General features: G+C 39.6%; 22 protein-coding genes and 1 other annotated feature (1 of these 23 running past the window's edge). Of the genes, 17 read left to right on the top strand and 5 right to left on the bottom strand.

The window, feature by feature from the left end; translation table 11 throughout:
* Positions 1 to 63: a binding site (T-box leader), on the top strand (it extends 163 nt beyond the left edge of the window).
* A gap of 51 nt (positions 64 to 114) precedes the next feature.
* Positions 115 to 1140, top strand: coding sequence for a tryptophan--tRNA ligase (gene trpS, locus I2C87_RS06535; RefSeq protein WP_195324272.1), 1026 nt, complete (start codon positions 115 to 117; stop codon positions 1138 to 1140).
* Positions 1141 to 1307: 167 nt separating this feature from the next.
* Positions 1308 to 2789 carry an IMP dehydrogenase gene (gene guaB / locus I2C87_RS06530; protein WP_048789949.1) on the top strand — a complete coding sequence of 494 codons (1482 nt, stop codon included), beginning with the start codon at positions 1308 to 1310 and terminating at the stop codon, positions 2787 to 2789.
* An 80-nt stretch (positions 2790 to 2869) separates the two neighbouring features.
* On the opposite strand, the gene recF is transcribed toward guaB, so the two are convergent.
* Together recF and yaaA are read right to left on the bottom strand one after the other, a co-directional pair.
* Complete coding sequence (gene recF, locus I2C87_RS06525; protein WP_195324271.1) at positions 2870 to 3958, bottom strand: DNA replication/repair protein RecF; 1089 nt, start codon at positions 3956 to 3958, stop codon at positions 2870 to 2872.
* Between the two features lies 1 nt (position 3959).
* Positions 3960 to 4331: a S4 domain-containing protein YaaA gene (gene yaaA / locus I2C87_RS06520; protein ID WP_048691002.1), complete on the bottom strand. Its 372-nt coding sequence runs from the start codon at positions 4329 to 4331 to the stop codon at positions 3960 to 3962.
* A gap of 152 nt (positions 4332 to 4483) precedes the next feature.
* Here yaaA and yfmF point away from each other — a divergent pair, with 152 nt between their 5' ends.
* The 7 genes from yfmF (at position 4484) to I2C87_RS06485 (ending at position 10911) form a co-directional block, all read left to right on the top strand.
* Complete coding sequence (yfmF, locus tag I2C87_RS06515; protein WP_195324270.1) at positions 4484 to 5734, top strand: EF-P 5-aminopentanol modification-associated protein YfmF; 1251 nt, start codon at positions 4484 to 4486, stop codon at positions 5732 to 5734.
* Positions 5731 to 7017 (top strand): EF-P 5-aminopentanol modification-associated protein YfmH, encoded by a 1287-nt coding sequence (gene yfmH / locus I2C87_RS06510; protein WP_195324282.1) that lies wholly within the window; start codon positions 5731 to 5733, stop codon positions 7015 to 7017. The genes yfmF and yfmH overlap by 4 nt, the downstream gene beginning before the upstream one ends.
* Before the next feature lie 96 nt (positions 7018 to 7113).
* On the top strand, positions 7114 to 7653 hold the full coding sequence (pgsA, locus tag I2C87_RS06505) for a CDP-diacylglycerol--glycerol-3-phosphate 3-phosphatidyltransferase (RefSeq protein ID WP_006595343.1): 540 nt from the start codon (positions 7114 to 7116) through the stop codon (positions 7651 to 7653).
* Positions 7654 to 8481 (top strand): energy-coupling factor ABC transporter ATP-binding protein, encoded by an 828-nt coding sequence (locus I2C87_RS06500; RefSeq protein ID WP_006595344.1) that lies wholly within the window; start codon positions 7654 to 7656, stop codon positions 8479 to 8481.
* Positions 8466 to 9308 carry an energy-coupling factor ABC transporter ATP-binding protein gene (locus I2C87_RS06495; RefSeq protein ID WP_048690995.1) on the top strand — a complete coding sequence of 281 codons (843 nt, stop codon included), beginning with the start codon at positions 8466 to 8468 and terminating at the stop codon, positions 9306 to 9308. The genes I2C87_RS06500 and I2C87_RS06495 overlap by 16 nt, the downstream gene beginning before the upstream one ends.
* Positions 9301 to 10095 (top strand): energy-coupling factor transporter transmembrane component T family protein, encoded by a 795-nt coding sequence (locus tag I2C87_RS06490; RefSeq protein WP_195324269.1) that lies wholly within the window; start codon positions 9301 to 9303, stop codon positions 10093 to 10095. Before I2C87_RS06495 ends, I2C87_RS06490 begins: the two co-directional genes overlap by 8 nt.
* A 171-nt stretch (positions 10096 to 10266) precedes the next feature.
* On the top strand, positions 10267 to 10911 hold the full coding sequence (locus I2C87_RS06485) for a LysM peptidoglycan-binding domain-containing protein (RefSeq protein ID WP_048715090.1): 645 nt from the start codon (positions 10267 to 10269) through the stop codon (positions 10909 to 10911).
* 166 nt (positions 10912 to 11077) lie between these two features.
* Here the strand turns inward: I2C87_RS06485 and I2C87_RS06480 are convergent, their stop codons facing one another.
* Genes I2C87_RS06480 through sdaAB form a run of 3 tightly spaced genes read right to left on the bottom strand, consistent with a single transcriptional unit; the run spans position 11078 to position 13261 of the window.
* Positions 11078 to 11704, bottom strand: a complete 627-nt coding sequence (locus I2C87_RS06480; RefSeq protein WP_006595348.1) for an HAD hydrolase-like protein — start codon at positions 11702 to 11704, stop codon at positions 11078 to 11080.
* A 3-nt stretch (positions 11705 to 11707) separates the two neighbouring features.
* Positions 11708 to 12580 (bottom strand): L-serine ammonia-lyase, iron-sulfur-dependent, subunit alpha, encoded by an 873-nt coding sequence (gene sdaAA / locus I2C87_RS06475; RefSeq protein WP_125329311.1) that lies wholly within the window; start codon positions 12578 to 12580, stop codon positions 11708 to 11710.
* Between the two features lie 9 nt (positions 12581 to 12589).
* On the bottom strand, positions 12590 to 13261 hold the full coding sequence (sdaAB, locus tag I2C87_RS06470; RefSeq protein WP_195324268.1) for an L-serine ammonia-lyase, iron-sulfur-dependent subunit beta: 672 nt from the start codon (positions 13259 to 13261) through the stop codon (positions 12590 to 12592).
* Between the two features lie 230 nt (positions 13262 to 13491).
* On the opposite strand from sdaAB, the gene I2C87_RS06465 reads away from it, so the two are divergent.
* The 8 genes from I2C87_RS06465 (at position 13492) to I2C87_RS06430 (ending at position 22171) form a co-directional block, all read left to right on the top strand.
* Positions 13492 to 14034, top strand: coding sequence for a LysM peptidoglycan-binding domain-containing protein (locus tag I2C87_RS06465; protein ID WP_195324267.1), 543 nt, complete (start codon positions 13492 to 13494; stop codon positions 14032 to 14034).
* Positions 14035 to 14238: 204 nt separating this feature from the next.
* Positions 14239 to 15360, top strand: a complete 1122-nt coding sequence (mnmA, locus tag I2C87_RS06460; RefSeq protein WP_023027417.1) for a tRNA 2-thiouridine(34) synthase MnmA — start codon at positions 14239 to 14241, stop codon at positions 15358 to 15360.
* Positions 15361 to 15497: 137 nt separating this feature from the next.
* A complete protein-coding gene (locus I2C87_RS06455) occupies positions 15498 to 15953 on the top strand; it encodes an NUDIX hydrolase (protein WP_123159939.1) in 456 nt (151 codons plus the stop codon).
* A gap of 8 nt (positions 15954 to 15961) precedes the next feature.
* On the top strand, positions 15962 to 17875 hold the full coding sequence (gene mnmG, locus I2C87_RS06450) for a tRNA uridine-5-carboxymethylaminomethyl(34) synthesis enzyme MnmG (protein WP_023027415.1): 1914 nt from the start codon (positions 15962 to 15964) through the stop codon (positions 17873 to 17875).
* A gap of 211 nt (positions 17876 to 18086) precedes the next feature.
* Positions 18087 to 20066 (top strand): DHH family phosphoesterase, encoded by a 1980-nt coding sequence (locus I2C87_RS06445; protein WP_123159938.1) that lies wholly within the window; start codon positions 18087 to 18089, stop codon positions 20064 to 20066.
* Positions 20063 to 20515 (top strand): 50S ribosomal protein L9, encoded by a 453-nt coding sequence (gene rplI / locus I2C87_RS06440; RefSeq protein ID WP_023024764.1) that lies wholly within the window; start codon positions 20063 to 20065, stop codon positions 20513 to 20515. The genes I2C87_RS06445 and rplI overlap by 4 nt, the downstream gene beginning before the upstream one ends.
* 24 nt (positions 20516 to 20539) lie before the next feature.
* Positions 20540 to 21895, top strand: a complete 1356-nt coding sequence (gene dnaB / locus I2C87_RS06435) for a replicative DNA helicase (RefSeq protein ID WP_023024763.1) — start codon at positions 20540 to 20542, stop codon at positions 21893 to 21895.
* A gap of 3 nt (positions 21896 to 21898) precedes the next feature.
* Positions 21899 to 22171, top strand: coding sequence for a Veg family protein (locus I2C87_RS06430; protein ID WP_006595358.1), 273 nt, complete (start codon positions 21899 to 21901; stop codon positions 22169 to 22171).
* Positions 22172 to 22677: the final 506 nt, after the last annotated feature.

Below are 22677 nucleotides of genomic sequence, written 5' to 3'. Positions count from 1 at the left end.
AGTCAGAGAGAACAGCATATGCTGTTCTAAGTGAGGTGGCACCGTGTCTCAGACGCCCTCGCATAGTTTTTGCTATGCGTGGGCTTTTATTTTGTACTTCAGGGAGGAAGAAAAATGACCAAGCCGATTATTTTAACTGGAGATCGCCCGACTGGGAAGCTCCATATTGGACACTATGTCGGTTCGTTGAAGAATCGAGTTCTTATGCAAAATGAAGACAAGTACCAGATGTTTGTCTTTTTAGCCGATCAGCAAGCTCTAACGGATCATGCTAAAGATCCGCAAACCATTGTTGAGTCTATTGGAAATGTTGCTCTAGATTATTTAGCAGCTGGCTTAGATCCAAAGAAATCAACTATTTTTATTCAAAGTCAAATCCCTGAGCTAGCGGAATTGACCATGTATTACATGAATTTGGTCTCTGTTTCACGTTTGGAACGAAACCCAACCGTTAAGACAGAAATTGCCCAAAAAGGATTCGGAGAGTCTATTCCATCTGGTTTCTTGGTTTATCCTGTTTCCCAAGCTGCAGATATTACCGCTTTTAAAGCCAATCTCGTGCCTGTTGGAACTGACCAAAAGCCCATGATTGAGCAAACTCGTGAAATTGTTCGTTCCTTTAACCATGCGTATCATTGCAATGTTTTGGTTGAACCTGAAGGAATTTTCCCAGAAAATGAGGCAGCGGGTCGTTTGCCTGGTCTGGATGGGAATGCCAAAATGTCCAAATCTCTTGGCAATGGTATCTATTTAGCGGATGATATGGACACCTTGAAGAAAAAGGTCATGAGTATGTATACAGATCCTGAGCATATTCGTGTCGAAGATCCAGGGAAAATCGAAGGAAATATGGTTTTCCATTATTTGGATGTGTTTGGAAAAGAAGAAGATCAAGCGACCATTCAAGACATGAAAGACCATTACCAACGGGGTGGTTTAGGAGATGTTAAAACCAAACGCTATTTGTTAGAGATTCTTGAAAGAGAGTTGGGACCTATTCGCGAACGACGGATTGAATTTGCTAAAGATATGGGTCAAGTTTATGATATGCTTCAAAAAGGTAGTGAAGTAGCCCGTTCGGTTGCAGCAGAAACGCTTGATCAAGTAAAATCTGCTATGGGATTAAACTATTTCAAGTAAGCTCTTGATATTGAGATGATTCAATAAAATAACTGATTCAAAAGAGGTTCCAACACCTCTTTTTGAAATATTCTACAAATGATTGACAAATTATCTTAGAATGGTATGATATTATCAATCAAAAAAGACGAGCTTGGCTCAAAAAGAAAGAAAAGAGGAAAATGGGAATGTCAAATTGGGACACTAAATTTTTGAAAAAAGGTTATACCTTCGATGATGTATTGCTCATTCCAGCTGAAAGTCATGTATTACCAAACGATGCAGATCTTCGTACAAAATTGGCGGATAACCTTGTGTTGAATATCCCAATCATCACAGCTGCGATGGATACAGTTACTGAAAGCCAAATGGCTATTGCCATTGCCCGTGCTGGAGGACTTGGGGTTATTCATAAAAATATGTCCATTGCCCAACAAGCAGATGAAGTTCGTAAAGTAAAACGCTCTGAAAACGGCGTTATTATTGACCCATTTTTCTTAACACCTGAACATACCATTGCTGAAGCCGATGAACTTATGGGACGTTACCGGATCAGTGGTGTACCTGTGGTTGAAACCATGGAAAACCGTAAACTAGTAGGGATCTTGACCAACCGTGACCTACGCTTTATTTCTGATTATAATCAACCGATTTCCAACCATATGACCAGCGAGAATCTTGTGACTGCACCAGTTGGTACAGATTTAGAAACAGCTGAACGGATTCTTCAAGAACACCGTATTGAAAAATTACCATTGGTGGATGAAAATGGTCGTTTGTCAGGTTTGATTACCATTAAGGATATTGAAAAAGTTATTGAGTTTCCAAATGCAGCGAAAGACGAATTTGGTCGTCTTTTAGTAGCAGGTGCTGTCGGAGTTACATCTGACACTTTTGAGCGTGCGGAAGCATTGTTTGAAGCTGGTGCGGATGCTATTGTTATCGATACAGCCCATGGTCATTCTGCAGGTGTTCTTCGTAAAATCGCTGAAATTCGTGCTCATTTTCCAGATCGCACCTTGATTGCAGGTAATATTGCTACAGCTGAGGGAGCGCGTGCTCTCTATGATGCAGGTGTTGACGTGGTTAAGGTAGGGATTGGACCTGGTTCAATCTGTACAACTCGTGTGATTGCTGGTGTCGGAGTTCCTCAAGTTACAGCGATTTATGACGCAGCCGCTGTTGCGCGTGAATATGGAAAAACAATCATTGCTGATGGTGGGATCAAGTATTCTGGAGATATTGTTAAAGCCCTTGCAGCTGGTGGTCATGCAGTCATGCTTGGATCTATGTTTGCAGGAACAGATGAAGCACCAGGTGAAACTGAAATCTTCCAAGGACGTAAGTTCAAGACTTATCGTGGTATGGGATCTATTGCAGCCATGAAGAAAGGTTCAAGCGACCGCTACTTCCAAGGTTCTGTTAATGAAGCCAACAAATTGGTTCCAGAAGGAATCGAAGGTCGGGTTGCTTATAAGGGTTCAGCAGCCGATATCGTCTTCCAAATGATTGGTGGTATCCGTTCTGGTATGGGCTATGTTGGAGCTGCCAACCTTCAAGAATTGCATGAAAATGCACAATTTGTTGAAATGTCTGGGGCAGGGTTGAAAGAAAGCCACCCACACGATGTCCAAATTACCAATGAAGCACCAAACTACTCTGTTCAATAAAAAATAAAAGTGTGAAATCATAAGATTCCACACTTTTATTATGTCAAAAAGTTGTCAATCAAAATTGACAACCTTGTTAATTATTCGTCAACTTGACCTGAGTGAATATTAAAGATCTTTAAGTCTTCAGGCAAATCTTTTAGGTGATCTAAAGTAGTAGTTGTGATAAATGTTTGGATGTCACGAGAGATAACTTCTAGTAAATGTAGTTGACGATTGTTGTCAAGTTCACTCATAACATCGTCTAAGAGTAAAATCGGCTTTTCATTCGTCAGTGATTCAATTAATGAAATCTCTGCTAATTTTAAGGAAAGAACAACACTGCGGTGCTGCCCTTGGCTACCAAAAGTCGCATTCATATCATTGATGTAAAAGCTAATGTCATCTCGGTGAGGACCAACACTGGTTGTTTTTTTGATGAGATCTTTTGTCCGATTTTCTCGAAGCAAGGTGATAAAGGTTTGGCGAAGTGTATCCTCATCTTGAAAAGGAATGGAGGAATCATACCGAATAGATAGTTTTTCAGTTTGATTCGAAATTTCAAAATGTTTCTCTTGTCCAAAGTCTTCTAATTTTTTAAGAAAATCTTTCCGATGGATGCAGACCCGGCTACCATAATCTGTTAATTGCTCATCCAAGACATCTAAAAAGGTTGGGTCTACGGTAGTTGCCGTTTTTAAGTAACTGTTTCGTTGCTTTAAAACATGATGATAGGCTGTTAAATCTGATAGATAGACGGGTTTCATCTGGCCTAAATCAATATCAATAAACTTGCGGCGAAGAGCGGGTGAGCCTTTAACAAGTTGTAAATCCTCTGGAGCAAAGAGAACTACATTCATGTTACCGATATAGGTTGATAACTTGCTTTGTTTTAAGTGGTTCACTTTAGTGACTCGTCCTTTTGAGGATAAAGAAATTTCTAAAGGGATTGAGCCGGTCTTTTTTTCTAGGACCCCTGAAACAGTAAATTGTTCCTCTTGAAAATGAATTAGATCTTTATCGGAACGGGTCCGATGGCTGCGGGTCAAGGCTAAAAAGTAGATGGATTCGAGGAGATTGGTTTTTCCTTGAGCATTTTGGCCTAAGAAAATATTCAAACCAGAGTGGAATTGAAGATCTACTTCTTTATAATTTCGAAATTTCTGAATGTGTATGGATTTAAGCCACATATTATGTTCCTGGGAAACGAACAGGCTTCCGCTTATTCTCTTCTTTTTTAGGTTTAGAATCTTTTTTTTGTTTTTGTTCTTTGTTTAATTTCTTCACTAATTGAGCAACGCGTTCTTTTTCCAGCTTGTCCGCTTGATAGTCTTCAATCTCTTCTGGACTAGGTTCTGTCAGTGTTATGACTTCCTTCTCACCAATTACTTCGATTGTATCTCCGACTCGTAACTTACGTCCTCTTCTGGTTTCCACTTCTCCATTGACCTCTACTTGATTTTCGTGTAAAAAGGCTTTGATAGCTCCACCGCTTTGAATGATTCCCAGTTCTTTAAATAGGGCTTGTAGTGTGATAAATTCATCAAAAAGTTTATAGTTCATAGTTCACCTCAATGATAGTTATTATACCACAAAAGGATGAAAAACCTAAAATAGGGCGAGTCAGTGTAAACGTTTTTTAATCTGTCTGGGAAAGATTTTACTGGGATTTCATGATATAATGAAGAGTAATATTTGTTAGAACGAGGATGACGATGGAATTAGTTACTGGTGTTCAAATCCATTTTATGAAATCAGAAAAATTTAAGACCAATGAGATAAAAGTGCGGTTCTCGGCCCCTCTTTCTGAAGAAACAATAGCAGGACGAGTTCTAGCTTCACGCATGATCGAAACAGCCAATCAACTTTACCCAACTTCACAGCAATTTAGAGAGCAGTTGGCGAACTTGTATGGAGCAAATTTTTCTACTTCTGTTTCAAAACGCGGTCAAATGCACTACATTGATATTAATTTATCTTATGTCCGTGATGCTTTTTTGAGCAAGAAAAATGTCTTGACAGATCAGATGTTGGATTTATTAAAGATATCTCTGAATGCTCCTCTTGCAGAAAACGGGTGCTTTCATTCAGAAACTTTTTCAGTAGAGAAAAAAAATCTCGTTACAGAACTAGAAGCAGAAATTGAAAATCATTTTTATTATGCTCACCAACAATTGAATCGTTTGTTTTATGATCAAGCTGATATGAAACTAAGTAAGTATGGAAGTATCCAGCAGATTCAGAATGAGGATGAAGGGTCAGCTTATCAAGCATTTCAAGAAATGCTTCAAACAAATCTGATTGACTTTTTCTTTATGGGTGATTTCAATGAACTAGCGGTCATTGAAAGGATTAGTGAATTTGGTTTACAACCTCGTAAATCTCATGTCAATCTTTTTTATGCCCAATCTTTTTCAAACGTTGTCAGAGAAGGACTCGAGCAAAGAGATACTCATCAATCTATTTTAGAGTTAGGTTATCATTTTCCTGTTCAGTATGGAGAGAAAGAGCATTTTGCTTTGATTGTTTTAAATGGTTTACTGGGGGCTTTCTCTCATTCTAAATTGTTTACAGTCATTCGAGAAAAAGAAGGGTTGGCTTATACCATCTCTAGCCATTTTGATATTTTTTCTCATTTTATGCGGATCTATGCGGGGATTGATCGAAAAAATCGAACCCGGACAATGACTCTGATGAGCCGTCAAGTGAGTGACTTGAAGAGAGGGAAGTTTACAAGTGAAGAGCTGCGCTTGACAAAAGCAATGATTATAAATGCTGCAAAATTGTCTCAGGATCGACCGGGCACCTTGATTGAAAGAGCTTATTTACACTCTATTTTAGGAAAACAGTTCTTGTCAATTGATGATTGGATCCAAGCTATTCAACTGGTGACGAAAGAAGAAATTATGGCTGTTGCCAAATCACTCAAATTGCAAGCGGTCTATTTTATGGAAGGAAGAGAATGATAAAGAAAGATTTGGAGAAAATAGATTATCCAGCTGTTGGAGAATGTGTTTATCAGACAAGTCTCCAAAATGGATTGAAGTTATATTTAATTCCAAAAGCGGATTTTAATGAAAGCTATGCAATCATTTCTACTAAATTCGGTTCTATTGACACAAGATTTATAGTAGATGGAGTGGAGGGAATAAAAGAATTTCCAGCAGGGATTGCACATTTTCTTGAACATAAATTATTTGAAGATCAAGACGGTCAAGATTATTTACAGCATTTTGTAAAGCTGGGAGCTGAAAGTAATGCCTTTACTAGCTTTACACAAACTAGCTATCTCTTTTCGACCACCTCGAATGTCAATGAAAATCTGAGATTGTTACTGGAGATGACACAATCTCTTCATCTCTCAAAGGATTCTCTAAAGAAGGAACAATTGATTATTCAACAAGAGATCGAAATGTACCAAGATAGTCCCGACTACCAATTATTCTTTAGGGCATTGGCAAATCTCTATCCAGAAACACCTTTAGCCCAAGATATTGCAGGTACTGTATCTTCTCTCTCCCAAATTGATGAAAAAAGTTTACAGGATAATTTCGATTATTTCTACCAACCATCCAATATGCAGCTAGTGGTTGTCGGAAATTTTGACCTTGACAGTCTTGTTAACCTTGTTTCTGAATTTGAGATGAAGACCTCTTCAAATCTTCTTCCTCATATCTTACCCGTGGACTTAAATCCAGTTGTTCAAAATGAGACAAGTCGGATGGAAGTTGCTTCACCGAAATTAGCAATTGGCATTCGTGGAAGAAATCAGATTCCTCCTCTTTACCAGTATCGCTATAAGATTATCCTCAAGTTATTGTTTGCTATGATGTTTGGGTGGACATCTAAACGATTTCAGTCACTTTATGAAGTTGGTAAACTTGACAACTCCTTGACACTAGAAATTGAAGTAGAGTCTTCGTTTCACTTTGTGATGTTAACGATGGACACCTCGGAACCTGTTAGTATATCCCATCAGTTCAGAACGGCCATTAAGAATTTTGAGAAAGACCCTGATGTGACCCAAGAGCATTTGGATACGATTAAAAGTGAAATGTTTGGAGATTTTCTACACGGTTTGAATTCCTTGGATTATATTGCTACTCAATTTAATCCAATTGAGACAGGTGAAAATCTATTTGATCTTCCAAAAATTTTACAGAGTATTTCTTTACAAGATGTTGTAAAGGTTGGGCGAGATTTTGTCAATGCTTGTGATATGACGGACTTTATCATTTTCCCTAAATAACGGGATAATAGTGGAATGATGTTTTTGTCGAATTAAATCGACGTTGATTTTGTCAATTAGATGTAAATGATCATGTAAACTAGTAAGGAGACTAGAATGAAAAAAGAAAATATCCCAAATGCCTTAACACTGATTCGAATTGTGTTTATTCCTATTTTTATTTTGATGCTAATATTTGGTAAAGGTTATGGTTGGCATGTAGCAGCAGCTATTGTCTTTGCAGTTGCTAGTATCACCGATTATTTGGACGGTTATTTAGCTCGTAAATGGAAAGTTGTTAGTAACTTTGGAAAATTTGCGGATCCTATGGCTGATAAGCTTCTTGTCATGTCTGCCTTTATCATGATGATTGAATTAAAGATGGTTCCGGCTTGGATTACAGCAGTTATTATTTGCCGTGAATTAGCTGTTACTGGCCTCCGTCTGTTATTGGTTGAAACAGGAGGAGTTGTTTTGCCAGCAGCGATGCCTGGAAAAATTAAAACCTTCTCACAAATGTTTGCCATTATTTTCCTTCTCTTTCATTGGGATTTATTGGGCCAAATTACGCTTTATGTTGCGCTAATCTTTACAGTCTATTCTGGATATGAATACTTTAAAGGCAGTGCCTACCTCTTTAAAGATACCTTTAGATAAATGAATAATATTATAGAAGTTCGAAATCTTACATTTAAATACCAAAAAACAGATGAGAACCATCAGTTAAATGATATTTCGTTTCACGTGAAACATGGTGAATGGTTATCCATTATTGGACATAACGGAAGTGGTAAATCAACAGTGGTCCGCTTGATTGATGGCTTGTTGGAACCGGAATCTGGTCAAATCTATATTTCCGGAGATTTGTTAACTCCTGAAAATGTTTGGGATAAACGTAGTGAGATTGGCATGGTTTTCCAGAATCCAGATAACCAGTTTGTTGGGGCTACAGTTGAAGATGATGTGGCGTTTGGGTTGGAGAACCAAGGAATTCCAAGAGATGAAATGGTGCAACGAGTAGACGAAGCTTTGAAGATGGTCCGCATGGATGAGTTCAAAGATCGAGAACCCGCTAGGTTATCCGGTGGACAAAAGCAACGAGTGGCCATTGCCGGGATTATTGCTTTACGACCTAAAATCATCATTTTAGATGAAGCAACCAGTATGTTGGATCCTGAAGGGCGTCTAGAACTAATTCGTACAGTTCGAGAAGTCAAAGAACGATATGGGTTAACGGTTATTTCTATTACCCATGATTTAGAGGAAGTTTCCCTAAGTGATCGAGTTATTCTCTTTGAAAAAGGAAAAGCGACCTTGGATCTGACTCCAAGAGAACTCTTTTCTCGAGATGATTTAGATGAAATTGGGTTAGAAGAACCTTTCGCTAATCGATTGCGCAGCATGTTACATCAAAAAGGTTTTCCAGTTGGAGAAACCTATCAGACTGAAGGAGAGCTAGAGAAACTATTATGGGAATTGCTTTAAAACAGCTTAGTTATACCTATCAAGAAGGTACTCCTTTTGAAGGAGCGGCTCTTTTTGATGTGAATATAGAAATCCCAAGCGGTTCTTATACAGCTCTAATTGGGCATACTGGAAGTGGAAAATCAACCATCCTCCAATTATTAAATGGTTTGCTTTTGCCCAGTCGAGGGGAAGTGCAAATGAATGATATGCGCATTAGTTCTGAGTCTTCTCAAAAAGAGCTAAAGGATCTTCGGAAAAAAGTGGGTCTCGTCTTTCAATTTCCAGAAAGTCAACTCTTTGCTGAGACTGTTGTAAAAGATGTCGCATTTGGGCCTCAAAATTTTGGAGTAGACCAAGAATCAGCTGAGAGCATTGCTAAGGAAAAATTACGCTTAGTCGGTCTTTCTGAAGAGTTGTTTGAACGGAGTCCCTTTGAATTGTCTGGAGGGCAAATGAGACGGGTCGCTATTGCAGGCATTTTAGCGATGGAACCTGAAATTTTGGTCTTGGACGAGCCGACAGCTGGTTTGGATCCGTCAGGTAGACGGGAATTAATGAAGCTATTTGCGTCACTTCATCAAGCTGGGATGACCATCGTTCTTGTTAGTCATTCTATGGAAGATGTGGCAGAATACGCAAATCTTGTTTATGTTTTGGAAAAAGGACGAATGGTGAGGTCTGGGCATCCAAGGGATGTATTTCAGGATGTAGAAGGATTAGAAAACATACAATTAGGTGTACCGAAAGTGACGAAATTTGCTTGGCGCTTACGTCAAAAAGGACTATCTTTGCCAACTTTACCAATCACTTTACAGGAGTTTAAGGAGTTAATTGGACATGAATAGTATGATTTTAGGACGATATGTACCAGGTAATTCCATTCTCCATCGTATGGATCCAAGAGCAAAGTTACTGGGACTTTTCTTGTTAATTGTTATTTTGTTTTGGGCCAATAATGTGTTGACGAATGTCCTGTTATTTTTATTGGCCTTTGCGTTGATTTTGAGTGCCAAGATCCCCTTCCGTTTTTTTATTAATGGCCTGAAATCGATGGTCTTTATCATTGCTTTCACCACACTCTTTCAGTTGTTTGCGACGACTGGCGGTAAGACCTTATTTCAATTTTATTTTTTGACTGTAACGGATAAAGGACTTGCTCAAGCTGGTGTGATCTTTTGTCGTTTTATTCTCATTGTTGTATTTTCAACGATTTTAACACTGACAACAACTCCCTTAAGCTTAGCAGATGCCGTAGAAAAGTTGTTAACTCCATTTAAAATCATCAAAGTTCCTGCTCATGAAATTGGACTCATGTTGTCTATGAGCCTTCGTTTCGTCCCCACGCTAATGGATGATACGATTCGCATTATGAATGCACAGAGAGCTAGAGGGGTTGATTTTGGAGAAGGGAATCTCCTTCAGAAGATCCGCTCTTTTATACCAATTTTAATTCCCTTGTTTGCATCAAGTTTTAAACGTGCAGATGCTCTTGCAATTGCCATGGAGGCAAGAGGTTATAAAAGTGGAGAGGGAAGAAGCCGTTATAGGCAGTTAAAATGGCAAGCCTTAGATAGTGTAGCTATTCTGTCTGTCGTAGCAGTTGGTGCTATCATTTTTTGGTTGAAATATTAGAATACCACCACTACATATAGGGGAATTTTTCTAAAAAAATGAAGAAAAACGCTATTTATAGCGTTTTTTGCATGAAAAATACATGATTTTGTAACCTTTGTAACATAAATTATAACTAACTGTAACATTTAATGTGTAAGATAGTATTATGTTCGAAAGGAGAATGTATTGATGAACACAAAAAAAGTCCAATGGACATTAACTTCTATTATCTCAGCTCTTTCACTTTTTGTTTCTGGTGTGGTAGTGAATGCTGAAACATACGAAGTGAAAAATGGTGATACTTTATCAGAAATTGCGATTAAGAATAACACTACTATCGAAAAGCTTGTTGAATTGAATCAAATCAGCAATCAAGATTTGATCCACGCTGGTCAAATTATTGAGTTGGGTGAACGTTCAAACTCATTGATCAACAAAGTAAATACTGCCACAGTAAGTCAGGAACCTGGAGTCGAGGCTTCGACAAATCAAGTAGCGGCTTCGACAACAACTACTGCTAATGCTACTTATAATGCAGCACCTGTTGTTACGAATTCTGGAAATGGGATTGTACTTGCTAATGGGAATACTGCTGGAGAAACTGGATCCTATGCAGCGGCTCGAATGGCTGAAATGACAGGTGTTCCTGCATCAACTTGGGAAGCCATTATTGCCCGCGAATCAAATGGTCAAGTGAACGCAGCAAATCCATCTGGAGCTAGTGGTCTTTTCCAAACAATGCCAGGTTGGGGTTCAACTGCTACAGTTGATGATCAAATCCAAGCGGCTTATAATGCCTATTCAAACCAAGGACTTTCAGCTTGGGGATACTAAAAAAGAGGGGAAACCCTCTTTTTATTTTGTTTCTTACCTTGACAAGGATTGGAAAGTGATGTAAAGAAAAATGACTGTGTCAGTCGACCTTGGTGAACCATGGATATTCTTACTCATGTGTGATTTCATACATAAAAGAGGTTTACAAATTTGTAAACCTCTTTTATTAACTTAAATGAGTCAGTAAAGCTAGAGGAGAATCTACGATGGTATCGGGAGTTTCCTCTTTTAATTGCTCTAGAGGTGCAAATCCCCAACTGACTGCAATTGTGTGAATACCAATGGTTTTTCCCCCAATGATATCAAATTTAGTATCCCCAACGATGCAAGCTTCCTCTTTTGGAATTTGATGATCCACTAGTACACGCTGAATGATATCAGATTTGTGCATAGATCCTGGGGTAGAACCATAAATCCCTTCAAAGCAATCACTAATTCCTAGTGAATGGGCTATTTCGAGACTCACTTCCTGATTCTTAGAGGTGGTGATGAATAAGTGATAACCCAATTCCTTCAATTGTTGAAGGAGTTCTTTGATACCTGGGTAGAGATAGGTTTGTTGTTGGCCAGTTTCTTTGTAATAGGTGCGATAGATTTCTACAGCTTTTGTGACCAGTTCTTTTGGAAGATGGTTTGTAAATGTAACTTCGAGTGGAGGGCCCATAAAGGTTCGAATAGTCTCTTTATCAGGAGCAGGAACTCCTAGCAGCTTGAAAGTGTGTAGAAAGGTGGTTTCAATTCCTTCGGAACTATCGACTAAAGTCCCATCCAAGTCGAAAAATATGTACTTCATAGGTTAGTCTCCAAATATTTCTTGCTGTAGGCGTTTCCCAGTTGGAGTTGCTGCTAGACCACCTTCAGCCGTTTCTCTAAAGGCAGTTGGTAGGCTAGATCCAACTTGATACATGGCGTCAATGACCTCATCGACAGGGATTTTGGATTCAATTCCTGCTAGAGCCATATCCGCTGCAATATAGGCATAGCTTGCACCCATAGCATTTCGTTTGACACAAGGAACCTCTACCAGTCCTGCAACGGGATCACAAATTAAGCCTAGCATATTTTTGATGACGAAACAAATGGCTTGGCTAGCTTGGTAAGGACTTCCCCCAGCAGCCAACGTCAAGGCAGCTGCACTCATGGCTGCCGCGGAACCCACTTCGGCTTGACAACCTCCCTCGGCTCCTGAAATCGATGCATTGTTGGCAATAACCAGGCCAAAGGCTCCTGCTGCTAATAAGAACTCCAATTGTTGGTGCTCATCTAAATGGAGTTTCTCGATGGCTGAAGTAAGAACAGCAGGTAAGCAACCGGCTGATCCAGCAGTGGGAGTAGCACAGACTAAGCCCATTTTTGCATTGTGTTCGTTGACAGCGATAGCATTTTTGGCTGCGGTTAGGACAGTATAGTCGGAGAGGGCTTTTCCAGATCGAATATAGCGATCCAATTTTGCAGCATCTCCTCCGGTCAAGCCACTTCTAGAAAGTTGGTCATTGAGTCCAAGATGAACGGATTCTTTCATGACCTCAAGGTTTCGTGTCATAAGAGTCAGAACTTCTTCGCGCTCGCGACCAGTTAGTTCAAACTCAGTTGCAATCATTAATTCTGCGACATTTCCTTCATAGTGGAGGGTCGCTTGCTCAACTAGTTCGGTAATGGAATAAAACATGGGGTCTCCTTATTGAAAGAAATTCACATTGTGTAAATGGGGAATTTGACGGATTAACTCAATAGCTTCGTCACAATTACGAGAATCCACTTCAATAATCATAATAGCCTTTTCACCGGCTTTTTCACGGGTTACGTTCATTTGGGCGATATTGATATCATAGCGGGAAAGGGCTTCTGTCACATGGGCAATCATCCCAGGAACGTCTTGGTGAACAATAATAATAGTTGGGGTGTTCATGTTTAGAGAAATTGCAAAGCCATTTAACTCGGTAACTTGTATGTTTCCCCCACCAATGGAAATTCCTGTGACGGAGATGGTTTTGTGATCATTTTTCACCGTGATGGTCGTCGTATTTGGATGAGGAGCATTGCTCTCCTTTTGAATAGACCAGACGATTCGAATTCCTCTTTCATGGGCAATTTCAAGACTATTGGGGATTCTTGGATCATCTGTGTCCATACCCAAAATACCAGCTACAAGGGCCAAGTCTGTCCCGTGACCGCGATAGGTTTTGGCAAAGGAATTAAACAACTGAAATTCAACTTCTGTCGGATCCTCTCCAAAAATAGAAGAGACAATTCTTCCAATACGAACAGCTCCTGCTGTGTGGCTACTAGAAGGTCCAATCATAACCGGTCCAATAATATCAAATACGGATTGGAATTTAAGCGAATTCATCAGTCAGCTCCTTAGGGTTTCTTTTCTTTCATTATAACAAATCTGGGGCATGTTTTCTTCTATTTGAGAGGGAAATTTTGTTTTAAACTTAAAAGATACTTAAAACTAGTTTATTTGAGGTGTTTTTTATTCTTGCTAACATATTATTGAAACATTTGACGTGATTTCATAAAGTTTCTGAAACATTTCTTCTGTAAGATAAAGAACATACAGAAAAGGAGTGTAAAACCATGAATAAAAAAATCTTTGTAAAACGTGTAATCGGATTGAGCTTATTATCAGGAATGTTTATTCCCGTCCTTGCCAGTGCAGAATCTTACACTGTAAAGTCAGGTGATACCTTATCAGCTATTGCTAAAGAGAAGAATACAACGGTTGATGCGATTGCTCAGAAAAATAAGATTAGCAATGTTAACCTCATTACAGTTGGTCAAGTTCTAGAGATTGAAGATGAGAAGGCAACAACTAATTCTACAGAGAAAGCTAGCACTAGTAAACCTACCACTACACAAGCAACAACTACGGTATCTACTTCAGATGGCTTGAGTGCCGAAGATGCAGCGGCTAAAGAATGGATTGCCCAGAAAGAATCAAGTGGCAGTTACACGGCACAAAATGGCCAATATTATGGTCGTTACCAGTTGTCCCTTTCTTATTTAAACGGTGACTTATCACCAGAAAATCAGGAAAAAGTAGCCAATCAATATGTTGTAAACCGATATGGATCATGGTCGGCGGCTAAAAACTACTGGCTGGCCAATGGCTGGTATTAAAGTAGATGAAAGAGTTCAGCAATTGGACTCTTTTTTGATTTACAGACTTGTAAACATATAGATACAATAGCCAATAAGAAGGATGGCAAGATGCTTGTTTTCTACTATAAAGCGTGTTACAATTGATAATGCTCAAAACGACCTTCAATCGTTGAAGCAAACCACGACCTTCAATCGTGAGAAACGAAAAGATGGGAGAAATCTATGAGTGATAACTCGAACACACGTGTTGTTGTTGGAATGAGTGGTGGTGTCGATTCATCTGTAACGGCTTTGTTGTTAAAGCAACAGGGTTACGATGTCATTGGCATCTTCATGAAAAACTGGGACGACACAGACGAAAATGGGGTCTGTACAGCTACGGAAGATTACAAAGATGTAGCAGCAGTTGCAGACCAAATTGGCATTCCTTACTATTCTGTCAACTTTGAGAAAGAATACTGGGATCGCGTCTTTGAATACTTCCTTGCAGAATACCGTGCAGGCCGTACACCAAATCCGGATGTCATGTGTAACAAGGAAATCAAATTTAAGGCCTTCTTAGATTATGCCATGACTCTCGGTGCCGATTATGTAGCGACAGGGCATTATGCGCGCGTGGCACGAGATGAGGACGGCATTGTTCATATGCTACGTGGCGTTGACAATGGGAAGGATCAAACTTATTTCTTAAGCCAGTTGTCTCAGGAGCAACTTCAAAAAACCATGTTCCCATTGGGACATTTGGAAAAGCCTGAGGTTCGCCGTTTGGCAGAAGAGGCTGGATTGGCAACAGCTAAAAAGAAAGATTCCACTGGGATCTGCTTTATCGGTGAAAAGAATTTTAAAGAGTTTCTCAGTAACTACCTCCCTGCCCAGCCAGGCCGAATGATGACTGTAGATGGACGTGATATGGGCGAACATGCTGGTTTGATGTATTACACAATCGGTCAACGGGGTGGTCTTGGAATTGGTGGTCAACAAGGTGGGGACAATGCCCCATGGTTTGTAGTTGGTAAAGATCTGAGTCAAAATATTCTTTATGTCGGTCAAGGCTTCTATCATGAAGCACTCATGTCAACAAGTTTACAAGCTAGTCAAGTTCACTTTACACGAGATATGCCAGAAGAGTTTACACTAGAGTGTACAGCCAAGTTCCGCTATCGCCAGCCAGATTCCAAAGTGACGGTTCATGTCAAGGGTGACAAGGCTGAGGTTATTTTTGCAGAACCTCAACGGGCCATTACACCAGGTCAGGCTGTTGTCTTTTACGATGGTGAAGAGTGTCTCGGAGGTGGTTTGATTGACAATGCTTACCGGGATGGAGAAGTTTGTCAGTATATTTAAATTGACAAATTTTCTCAATTTGCTACAATAAGAAAAGCAATAGAAATGATGGTCAAAGCTCATGGATGTTGCAGGCTTTTTTGTCCTGCACTTCTCAGAGTTTTGACTATTTTTGTGTCGTTTCGAAAGGAAGTAACATGCAAGAACAGGATTTTCGGACCAAGTTGAATCAGACGGTTTTTGGTGTGAGAGCAACTGCTTTAATTGTAGAAAATGGTCGATTGTTAGTTATAGAAGACAAGGATGGTTTCTATACAATCGGTGGCGCTCTTCAAGTGAATGAAGCTACAGAAGATGCTGTGGTTCGGGAAGTCAAAGAAGAACTTGGCGTTGCTTCTAGAGCTGGTCAGCTAGCTTTCATTGTTGAAAATCGCTTTAATCAAGCTGGAATCCACTACCATAATATTGAATTTCATTATTTGGTGGACTTGCTGGAAGATGCCCCTTTAACCATGCAGGAAGATACAAAGTCCTTACCTTGCCGGTGGCTTGCTATAGAGGCCTTATCTACTGTTGACCTGAAGCCGGCATTTTTAAAAACGGCCTTACCAGATTGGAACGGACAATTACAACACATACAGCTGGAGAAATAGGAGAAAAGATGACTTATAATTTTATAGAAGAATACGATATTATTGTAATCGGAGCAGGACATGCGGGTGTAGAAGCCTCACTTGCTGCGAGCCGGATGGGTTGTAAAGTTCTACTTGCAACCATCAATATAGAAATGTTGGCGTTTTTGCCTTGTAATCCTTCGATTGGTGGTTCTGCAAAAGGGATTGTGGTCCGTGAGGTAGATGCCCTCGGTGGAGAGATGGCCAAGAATATTGACAAGTCCTACATTCAAATGAAGATGTTGAATACAGGAAAGGGTCCAGCAGTCCGTGCGCTTCGTGCCCAAGCGGATAAGGAACTTTATTCTAAGGAAATGCGTAAGACGGTTGAGAACCAAGAAAATCTGACTCTTCGCCAATCAGTTATTGATGAGATCATCGTCGAAGACGGGAAGGTCAGAGGAGTTGTAACAGCGACTCATCAAGCCTATGGAGCCAAGGCTGTTATTGTCACGACAGGGACAGCTCTCAGAGGAGAAATTATTATCGGGGATCTCAAGTATTCGTCAGGACCAAATCACAGCCTTGCTTCGATTAAACTGGCTGATAATTTAAGAGACCTAGGACTTGAAATTGGTCGTTTCAAAACAGGAACGCCTCCTCGTGTCAAGGCATCGTCAATCAATTATGAAGAAACGGAAATTCAACCTGGTGATGAAAATCCAAATCACTTTTCTTACAATTCGCGTGACGAGGATTATTTAAAGGATCAAATCCCTTGTTGGCTCACCTATACCAATAGTCAAAGCCATGAGATTATCAACAGCAATTTACACCGGGCCCCTATGTTTACAGGTGTTGTAAAGGGTGTTGGTCCTCGTTATTGTCCATCTATTGAAGATAAGATTGTTCGCTTTGCTGACAAGGAACGTCACCAACTTTTCCTAGAACCAGAAGGACGCAATACAGAAGAAGTATATGTCCAAGGCTTGTCAACCAGTTTACCAGAAGACGTGCAAAGAGAACTAGTTCATTCAATTAAGGGGCTAGAAAATGCTGAGATGATGCGTACCGGTTATGCAATTGAGTACGATATGGTTCTTCCACATCAGTTACGAGCAACTTTAGAAACAAAGAAAATATCAGGTCTCTTTACAGCGGGCCAAACTAATGGAACATCTGGCTACGAGGAAGCTGCTGGCCAAGGAATTGTAGCAGGGATTAATGCGGCTCTGAAAATTCAAGGGAAACCAGAACTCATTTTGAAACGGAGTGATGGCTATATCGGGGTCATGATTGATGACTTGGTGACCAAAGGAACAGTCGAACCATATCGGTTGTTAACTAGTCGTGCTGAGTATCGCTTGATTCTTCGTCATGATAACGCAGATATGCGCTTGACAGAAATTGGGCGCGAGGTTGGTTTGGTTGACGATGAACGTTGGAACCGTTTTGAAACCAAGAAGTATCAGTTTGAAAATGAGATGAAACGTCTTGACAGTATCAAGTTAAAACCTGTAAAGGAAACCAATGAAAAAGTTACAGCACTTGGCTTCAAACCATTAACAGATGCAGTTACTGCCAAAGAATTTTTACGTCGACCAGAGGTATCCTATCAAGATGTTGTCAACTTTATCGGACCTGCTGCGGAAGAGTTAGATGATAAGATCATCGAACTGATTGAAACAGAAATTAAGTATGAGGGATATATCTCAAAAGCTTTAGACCAGGTTGAAAAGATGAAACGAATGGAAGAAAAACGAATTCCTGCCAATATTGACTGGGATGATATTGACTCCATCGCAACAGAAGCTCGTCAAAAGTTCAAACTGATTAATCCAGAGACCATTGGTCAAGCTAGTCGGATTTCAGGTGTCAACCCAGCTGATATTTCTATCTTGATGGTTTATCTTGAAGGCAAGAGTCGGAGTATTTCGAAAAACCAAGAAAAAGAATCCTAACTTGATGAGGATGTAAATATGTGAAGGAAGTGGCTGAAGAGCTACTTCTTTTCTCGTTTTATAGTTTGTTTACAATGGTGTAAAGATTCTTTACAGTGTTAGACAAGTGATCAATCAATCCATGATCCATCTTAGCCATTTGTTTGGCGGAAAGGCTTGACTGGCCTCGCTTTTTCTTATATTTTATGGTATAATGGCCCAACAGAGGTTTATGATGAAAAAATTTCGTATGACTCCTATCCATTATTGTATGGTAGGTTTGTTAGCATTTATTATATTAGCCATCAGTTCCAGATTAATGGGTGGCACAATTGCAAATTTATTTGTGATTCTGTTGATCCTTTCCGGTGTCATCTATCTTTTTCTTCATCAATTAAAGCAAGTAGAGTTAGATGAGTTAGAACAAATTCAATATGTTAATCATCAGGCTGAAAATGGATTGGCCTCGCTACTAGATAAAATGCCAGTTGGTGTGATTAAGGTAAACGGTGAAACCAATGAAGTCGAGTGGTTTAATCCCTATGCGGAGTTGATTTTCTCCACTGAGGATGGACAATTTGATGTGGAATACCTGCAACAAGTTTTGGCAATTCCATTTGAGGGGAAAGGCCATTACGCAACCATTGGGGATAAAAAATATTCGGTTTATCTGGATTCCCAAGCTAGTGTCGTTTATTTTTTTGATGCTTCAAGCGAGTACGAAGCCAACGTCGGTCTTGTTACCACTAGACCGGTTATCGGGATTATGTCTGTAGACAACTATGATGACTTAGAAGATGTTGTGTCTGATTCAGATATCAGTAGCATCAATGGATTTATTGCAAACTTTGTTGAAGAATTCTCTGAAAAATACCATATGTTTTACCGAAGAGTTGGGATGGATCGTTTTTATCTCTTTACCGACTATACGGTCCTTGAACAATTAATAGAATCCAAATTTTCTATTATTGACCAATTCCGTGAGGAAGCAAAAAATCGTGAATTACCAATTACGGTAAGTATGGGATTCTCATACGGGGACGGCAATCATGATCAAATTGGTAGAGTTGCTTTATCGAATCTAAACTTAGCTGAAGTTCGAGGAGGCGATCAAGCGGTTGTGAAAGAAAGAGAAGAAGGTAAGGATCCTATTTTCTTTGGAGGTGGGACAGCTTCTTCTATCAAGCGCACTCGTACGCGAACTCGTGCTATGATGACAGCTATTTCTGAAAAAATTAAATCGGTTGATCAGGTATTTGTTGTTGGCCACAAAAAATTAGACATGGATGCTTTAGGAGCATCGATTGGGATGCAATTATTTGCATACAATATCAACGAACGCTCTTATGCAGTTTATGATGATACGTCCATGGCTCAGGATATCAAACGAGCGGTTGAAAAAATTCAATCTGATGGAGCGACTAAACTATTAACGGTTTCAGATGCTTTAAGGATGGTAACCGATCAATCCCTTTTGATTATGGTGGACCATTCGAAGACAGCTCTTACGCTTTCAAATGATTTGTATGAGAAGTTTTCCCAAGTCATTGTCATTGATCACCATAGACGGGATGAAGACTTCCCTGAAAATGCCATGATCACTTATATTGAAAGTGGTGCAAGTAGTGCGAGTGAGTTGGTTACTGAATTGCTTCAGTTCCAGAATTCTAAGAAGAACCGCTTGAATAAGATTCAAGCCAGTGTTCTGATGGCAGGTATTATGTTGGATACCAAGAATTTCTCAGTTCGTGTGACAAGTCGTACATTTGATGTAGCTAGTTATTTGCGAAGCCGAGGCAGTGATAGTGTCCTCATCCAGGAAATTTCAGCTATTAACTTCGATGAGTACCGCGAAGTAAATGAATTGATCCTAAATGGTCAAATGGTCTTCCCACATATTATTGTGGCAACGGGAGCAGAAGATGTTCCTTATGGGACAGTCACCATTAGTAAAGCAGCGGATAGTATGTTGGCCATGTCCAAAATTGAAGCTACCTTTGTTATTGCTCTGAATGAACAAGGAAGCATTTCCATTTCAGCTCGAAGCAGAAGCAAGGTTAATGTGCAAAAGATTATGGAGCAAATGGGAGGCGGAGGCCACTTTAATTCTGCGGCCTCTCAATTGTCAGATGTAACAATAGATCAGGTTCGTGCCCAGTTGATTGACTGTATTCGAGAAGAGGTCCAAAAGGATAAGGAGGAAGAAGAATGAAAGTTATCTTTTTAGCAGATGTAAAAGGAAAAGGAAAAAAAGGGGAAATTAAAGAAGTCCCAACAGGTTATGCTCAAAACTTTTTGATTAAAAAGAATTTAGCCAAGGAAGCCAACGCCCAAGCGATTGGGGAGCTTCGTGGTAAGCAAAAATCTGAAGAAAAAGCCCATGCGGAACTAGTCGCAGAAGCGAAAAAAATTCAAGCAAAATTAGCAGAAGAAACGACCGTTGTCCAATTTACAGAAAAAATTGGTCCTGATGGACGTACATTTGGTTCGATTACCAATAAAAAAATTGCAGAAGAACTACAAAAACAATTTGGGATCAAAATCGACAAGCGTCACATTCAAGTAGCTTCCCCAATTCGCTCTGTTGGCTTGATTGATGTGCCTGTTAAAATTTATCAGGATATTACAGGTGTTATCCAAATTCGAGTAAATGAAGGTTAAGTAAATCGTTAGAAAGGAATGACTATGGCTGAGATAGAAGAATTAAGAACCCAGCCTCAAGATATCCAAGCAGAGCAATCTGTCTTAGGAGCCATCTTTATCGATGAGGGAAAACTGGTTTTTGTTCGTGAGTTTATTGAGCCAGCAGATTTCTTTAAATATGCCCATCGGTTAATTTTTAAGGCGATGATTGACCTTGCAGACAGGGGAGATGCTATTGATGCGACTACAGTTCGCAATATTCTAGATAGTCAAGGGGATTTACAAAATATCGGTGGTCTCTCGTATCTAGCCGAAGTCATCAACTCTGTTCCAACCTCAGCCAATGCGGAATATTACGCAAAGATTGTTTCTGAAAAAGCGGTGCTAAGACGCTTGATTGCTCGTTTAACGGAGAGTATAAATCAAGCATATGATGGAGCTAGTCCGTCGGATGAGATTATTGCAGGTGCAGAAAAAGCTCTGATTGATGTTAGTGAAAAGACTAATCGGAGTGGTTTCAAGAATATTAAGGATATCTTAAATATCAACTTTGGAAGTCTTGAAACTCGGTCTTTGCAGACAACGGATATTACTGGGATTGCAACGGGGTATCGAGATCTTGATCATATGACAACAGGTCTTCATGAAGAAGAGTTGATTATTCTTGCAGCTCGTCCAGCGGTTGGTAAAACTGCCTTTGCTCTAAACATTGCTCAAAATATCGGAACCAAGTTGGATAAAACAGTTGCTATTTTCTCGCTGGAAATGGGTGCTGAAAGTTTGGTAGACCGGATGTTGGCAGCAGAGGGCTTGATTGAATCCCATTCCATTCGTACTGGTCAGCTGACAGACGATGAGTGGCGAAAATATGCAATTGCACAAGGAAATCTAGCCAATGCAAGCATTTATATAGATGATACTCCCGGTATTCGGATTACAGAAATTCGGTCTCGTTCTAGGAAATTAGCACAAGAGACCGGTAATCTCGGTCTAATCCTCATCGACTACTTGCAGTTGATTACTGGGACTGGACGTGAAAACCGTCAACAGGAAGTCTCAGAAATCTCTCGTCAATTAAAAATTTTGGCGAAAGAATTAAAGGTTCCTGTGATTGCCCTCAGTCAGCTATCTCGGGGAGTCGAACAACGACAAGATAAACGTCCGGTTCTATCCGATATTCGTGAGTCAGGATCCATCGAGCAGGATGCAGATATTGTTGCCTTTCTATATCGAGATGACTATTATGAACGTGCGGGTGAGGAAGAAGAAGGCATGCCGAATAATAAGGTTGAAGTCATTATTGAAAAAAACCGTTCGGGTGCGCGTGGAACAGTGGAGTTAATCTTCCAAAAGGAATATAATAAATTCTCCAGCATATCAAAGAGAGTAGAGGAATAATGGATGAGTGATGCATTTACTGATGTAGCAAAAATGAAAAAAATCAAAGAAGAAATCAAGGCTCATGAAGGTCAAATTGTAGAAATGACCTTGGAAAATGGCCGTAAACGTCAAAAAAATAAGTTTGGTCGATTAATTGAAGTCTATCCTTCTTTGTTTATTATTGAATACACAAATGAAAATAGTTTACCTGGTGAACCAGCAACAACCTATGTCGAATCTTACACTTACTCAGATATTTTAACTGAGAAAAATCTGATTCATTACTTAGACTAATTTGGTTAGGGTGAGCTACAAATTTCAACCGTCTCTTCTCGGAGATGGTTTTTTTAATTATATGATCGTTATAGTTATGTAAAAATATTGACAAAGCTGTCAATTTTACAATCAAATATGTCAATAATAGACAGGGAATCTTTTAAAGGCTTTTGTTCTTAATCTTGCTACAATAGGGTTATTTGGGAGACTGTTAAAACAATCATGCTTGACAAGTTGTAAAAAAGTTGTAAAGATTCATGTAAACAAAATAAAAATGAGAGGATAGAAAAGGAAATACATGATAATCGAAGTCAGAAATTAGCGATTTAGAAAGTCGCTAGCTAGAAGCGCCCATTTTACTTTTCACTTATAGAAAGAAATACAAAAAAACGAGAAAGCAACTTTACAAGGACTGGTATTGGTGGTATAATAGAATTTGTGCGAAATGACAGCAGGACAAAATGAAGCTCGTCAACAGGAAGCCAGCTAGAAAAGTAACCTTTGCTGTTTGGGCGAAGGCTTTC

Source organism: Streptococcus sp. 1001283B150225_161107_H12, from assembly GCF_015552665.1.
Taxonomy (GTDB): Bacteria; Bacillota; Bacilli; order Lactobacillales; family Streptococcaceae; genus Streptococcus.
This window is presented reverse-complemented; position numbering and strand designations above follow the sequence as displayed.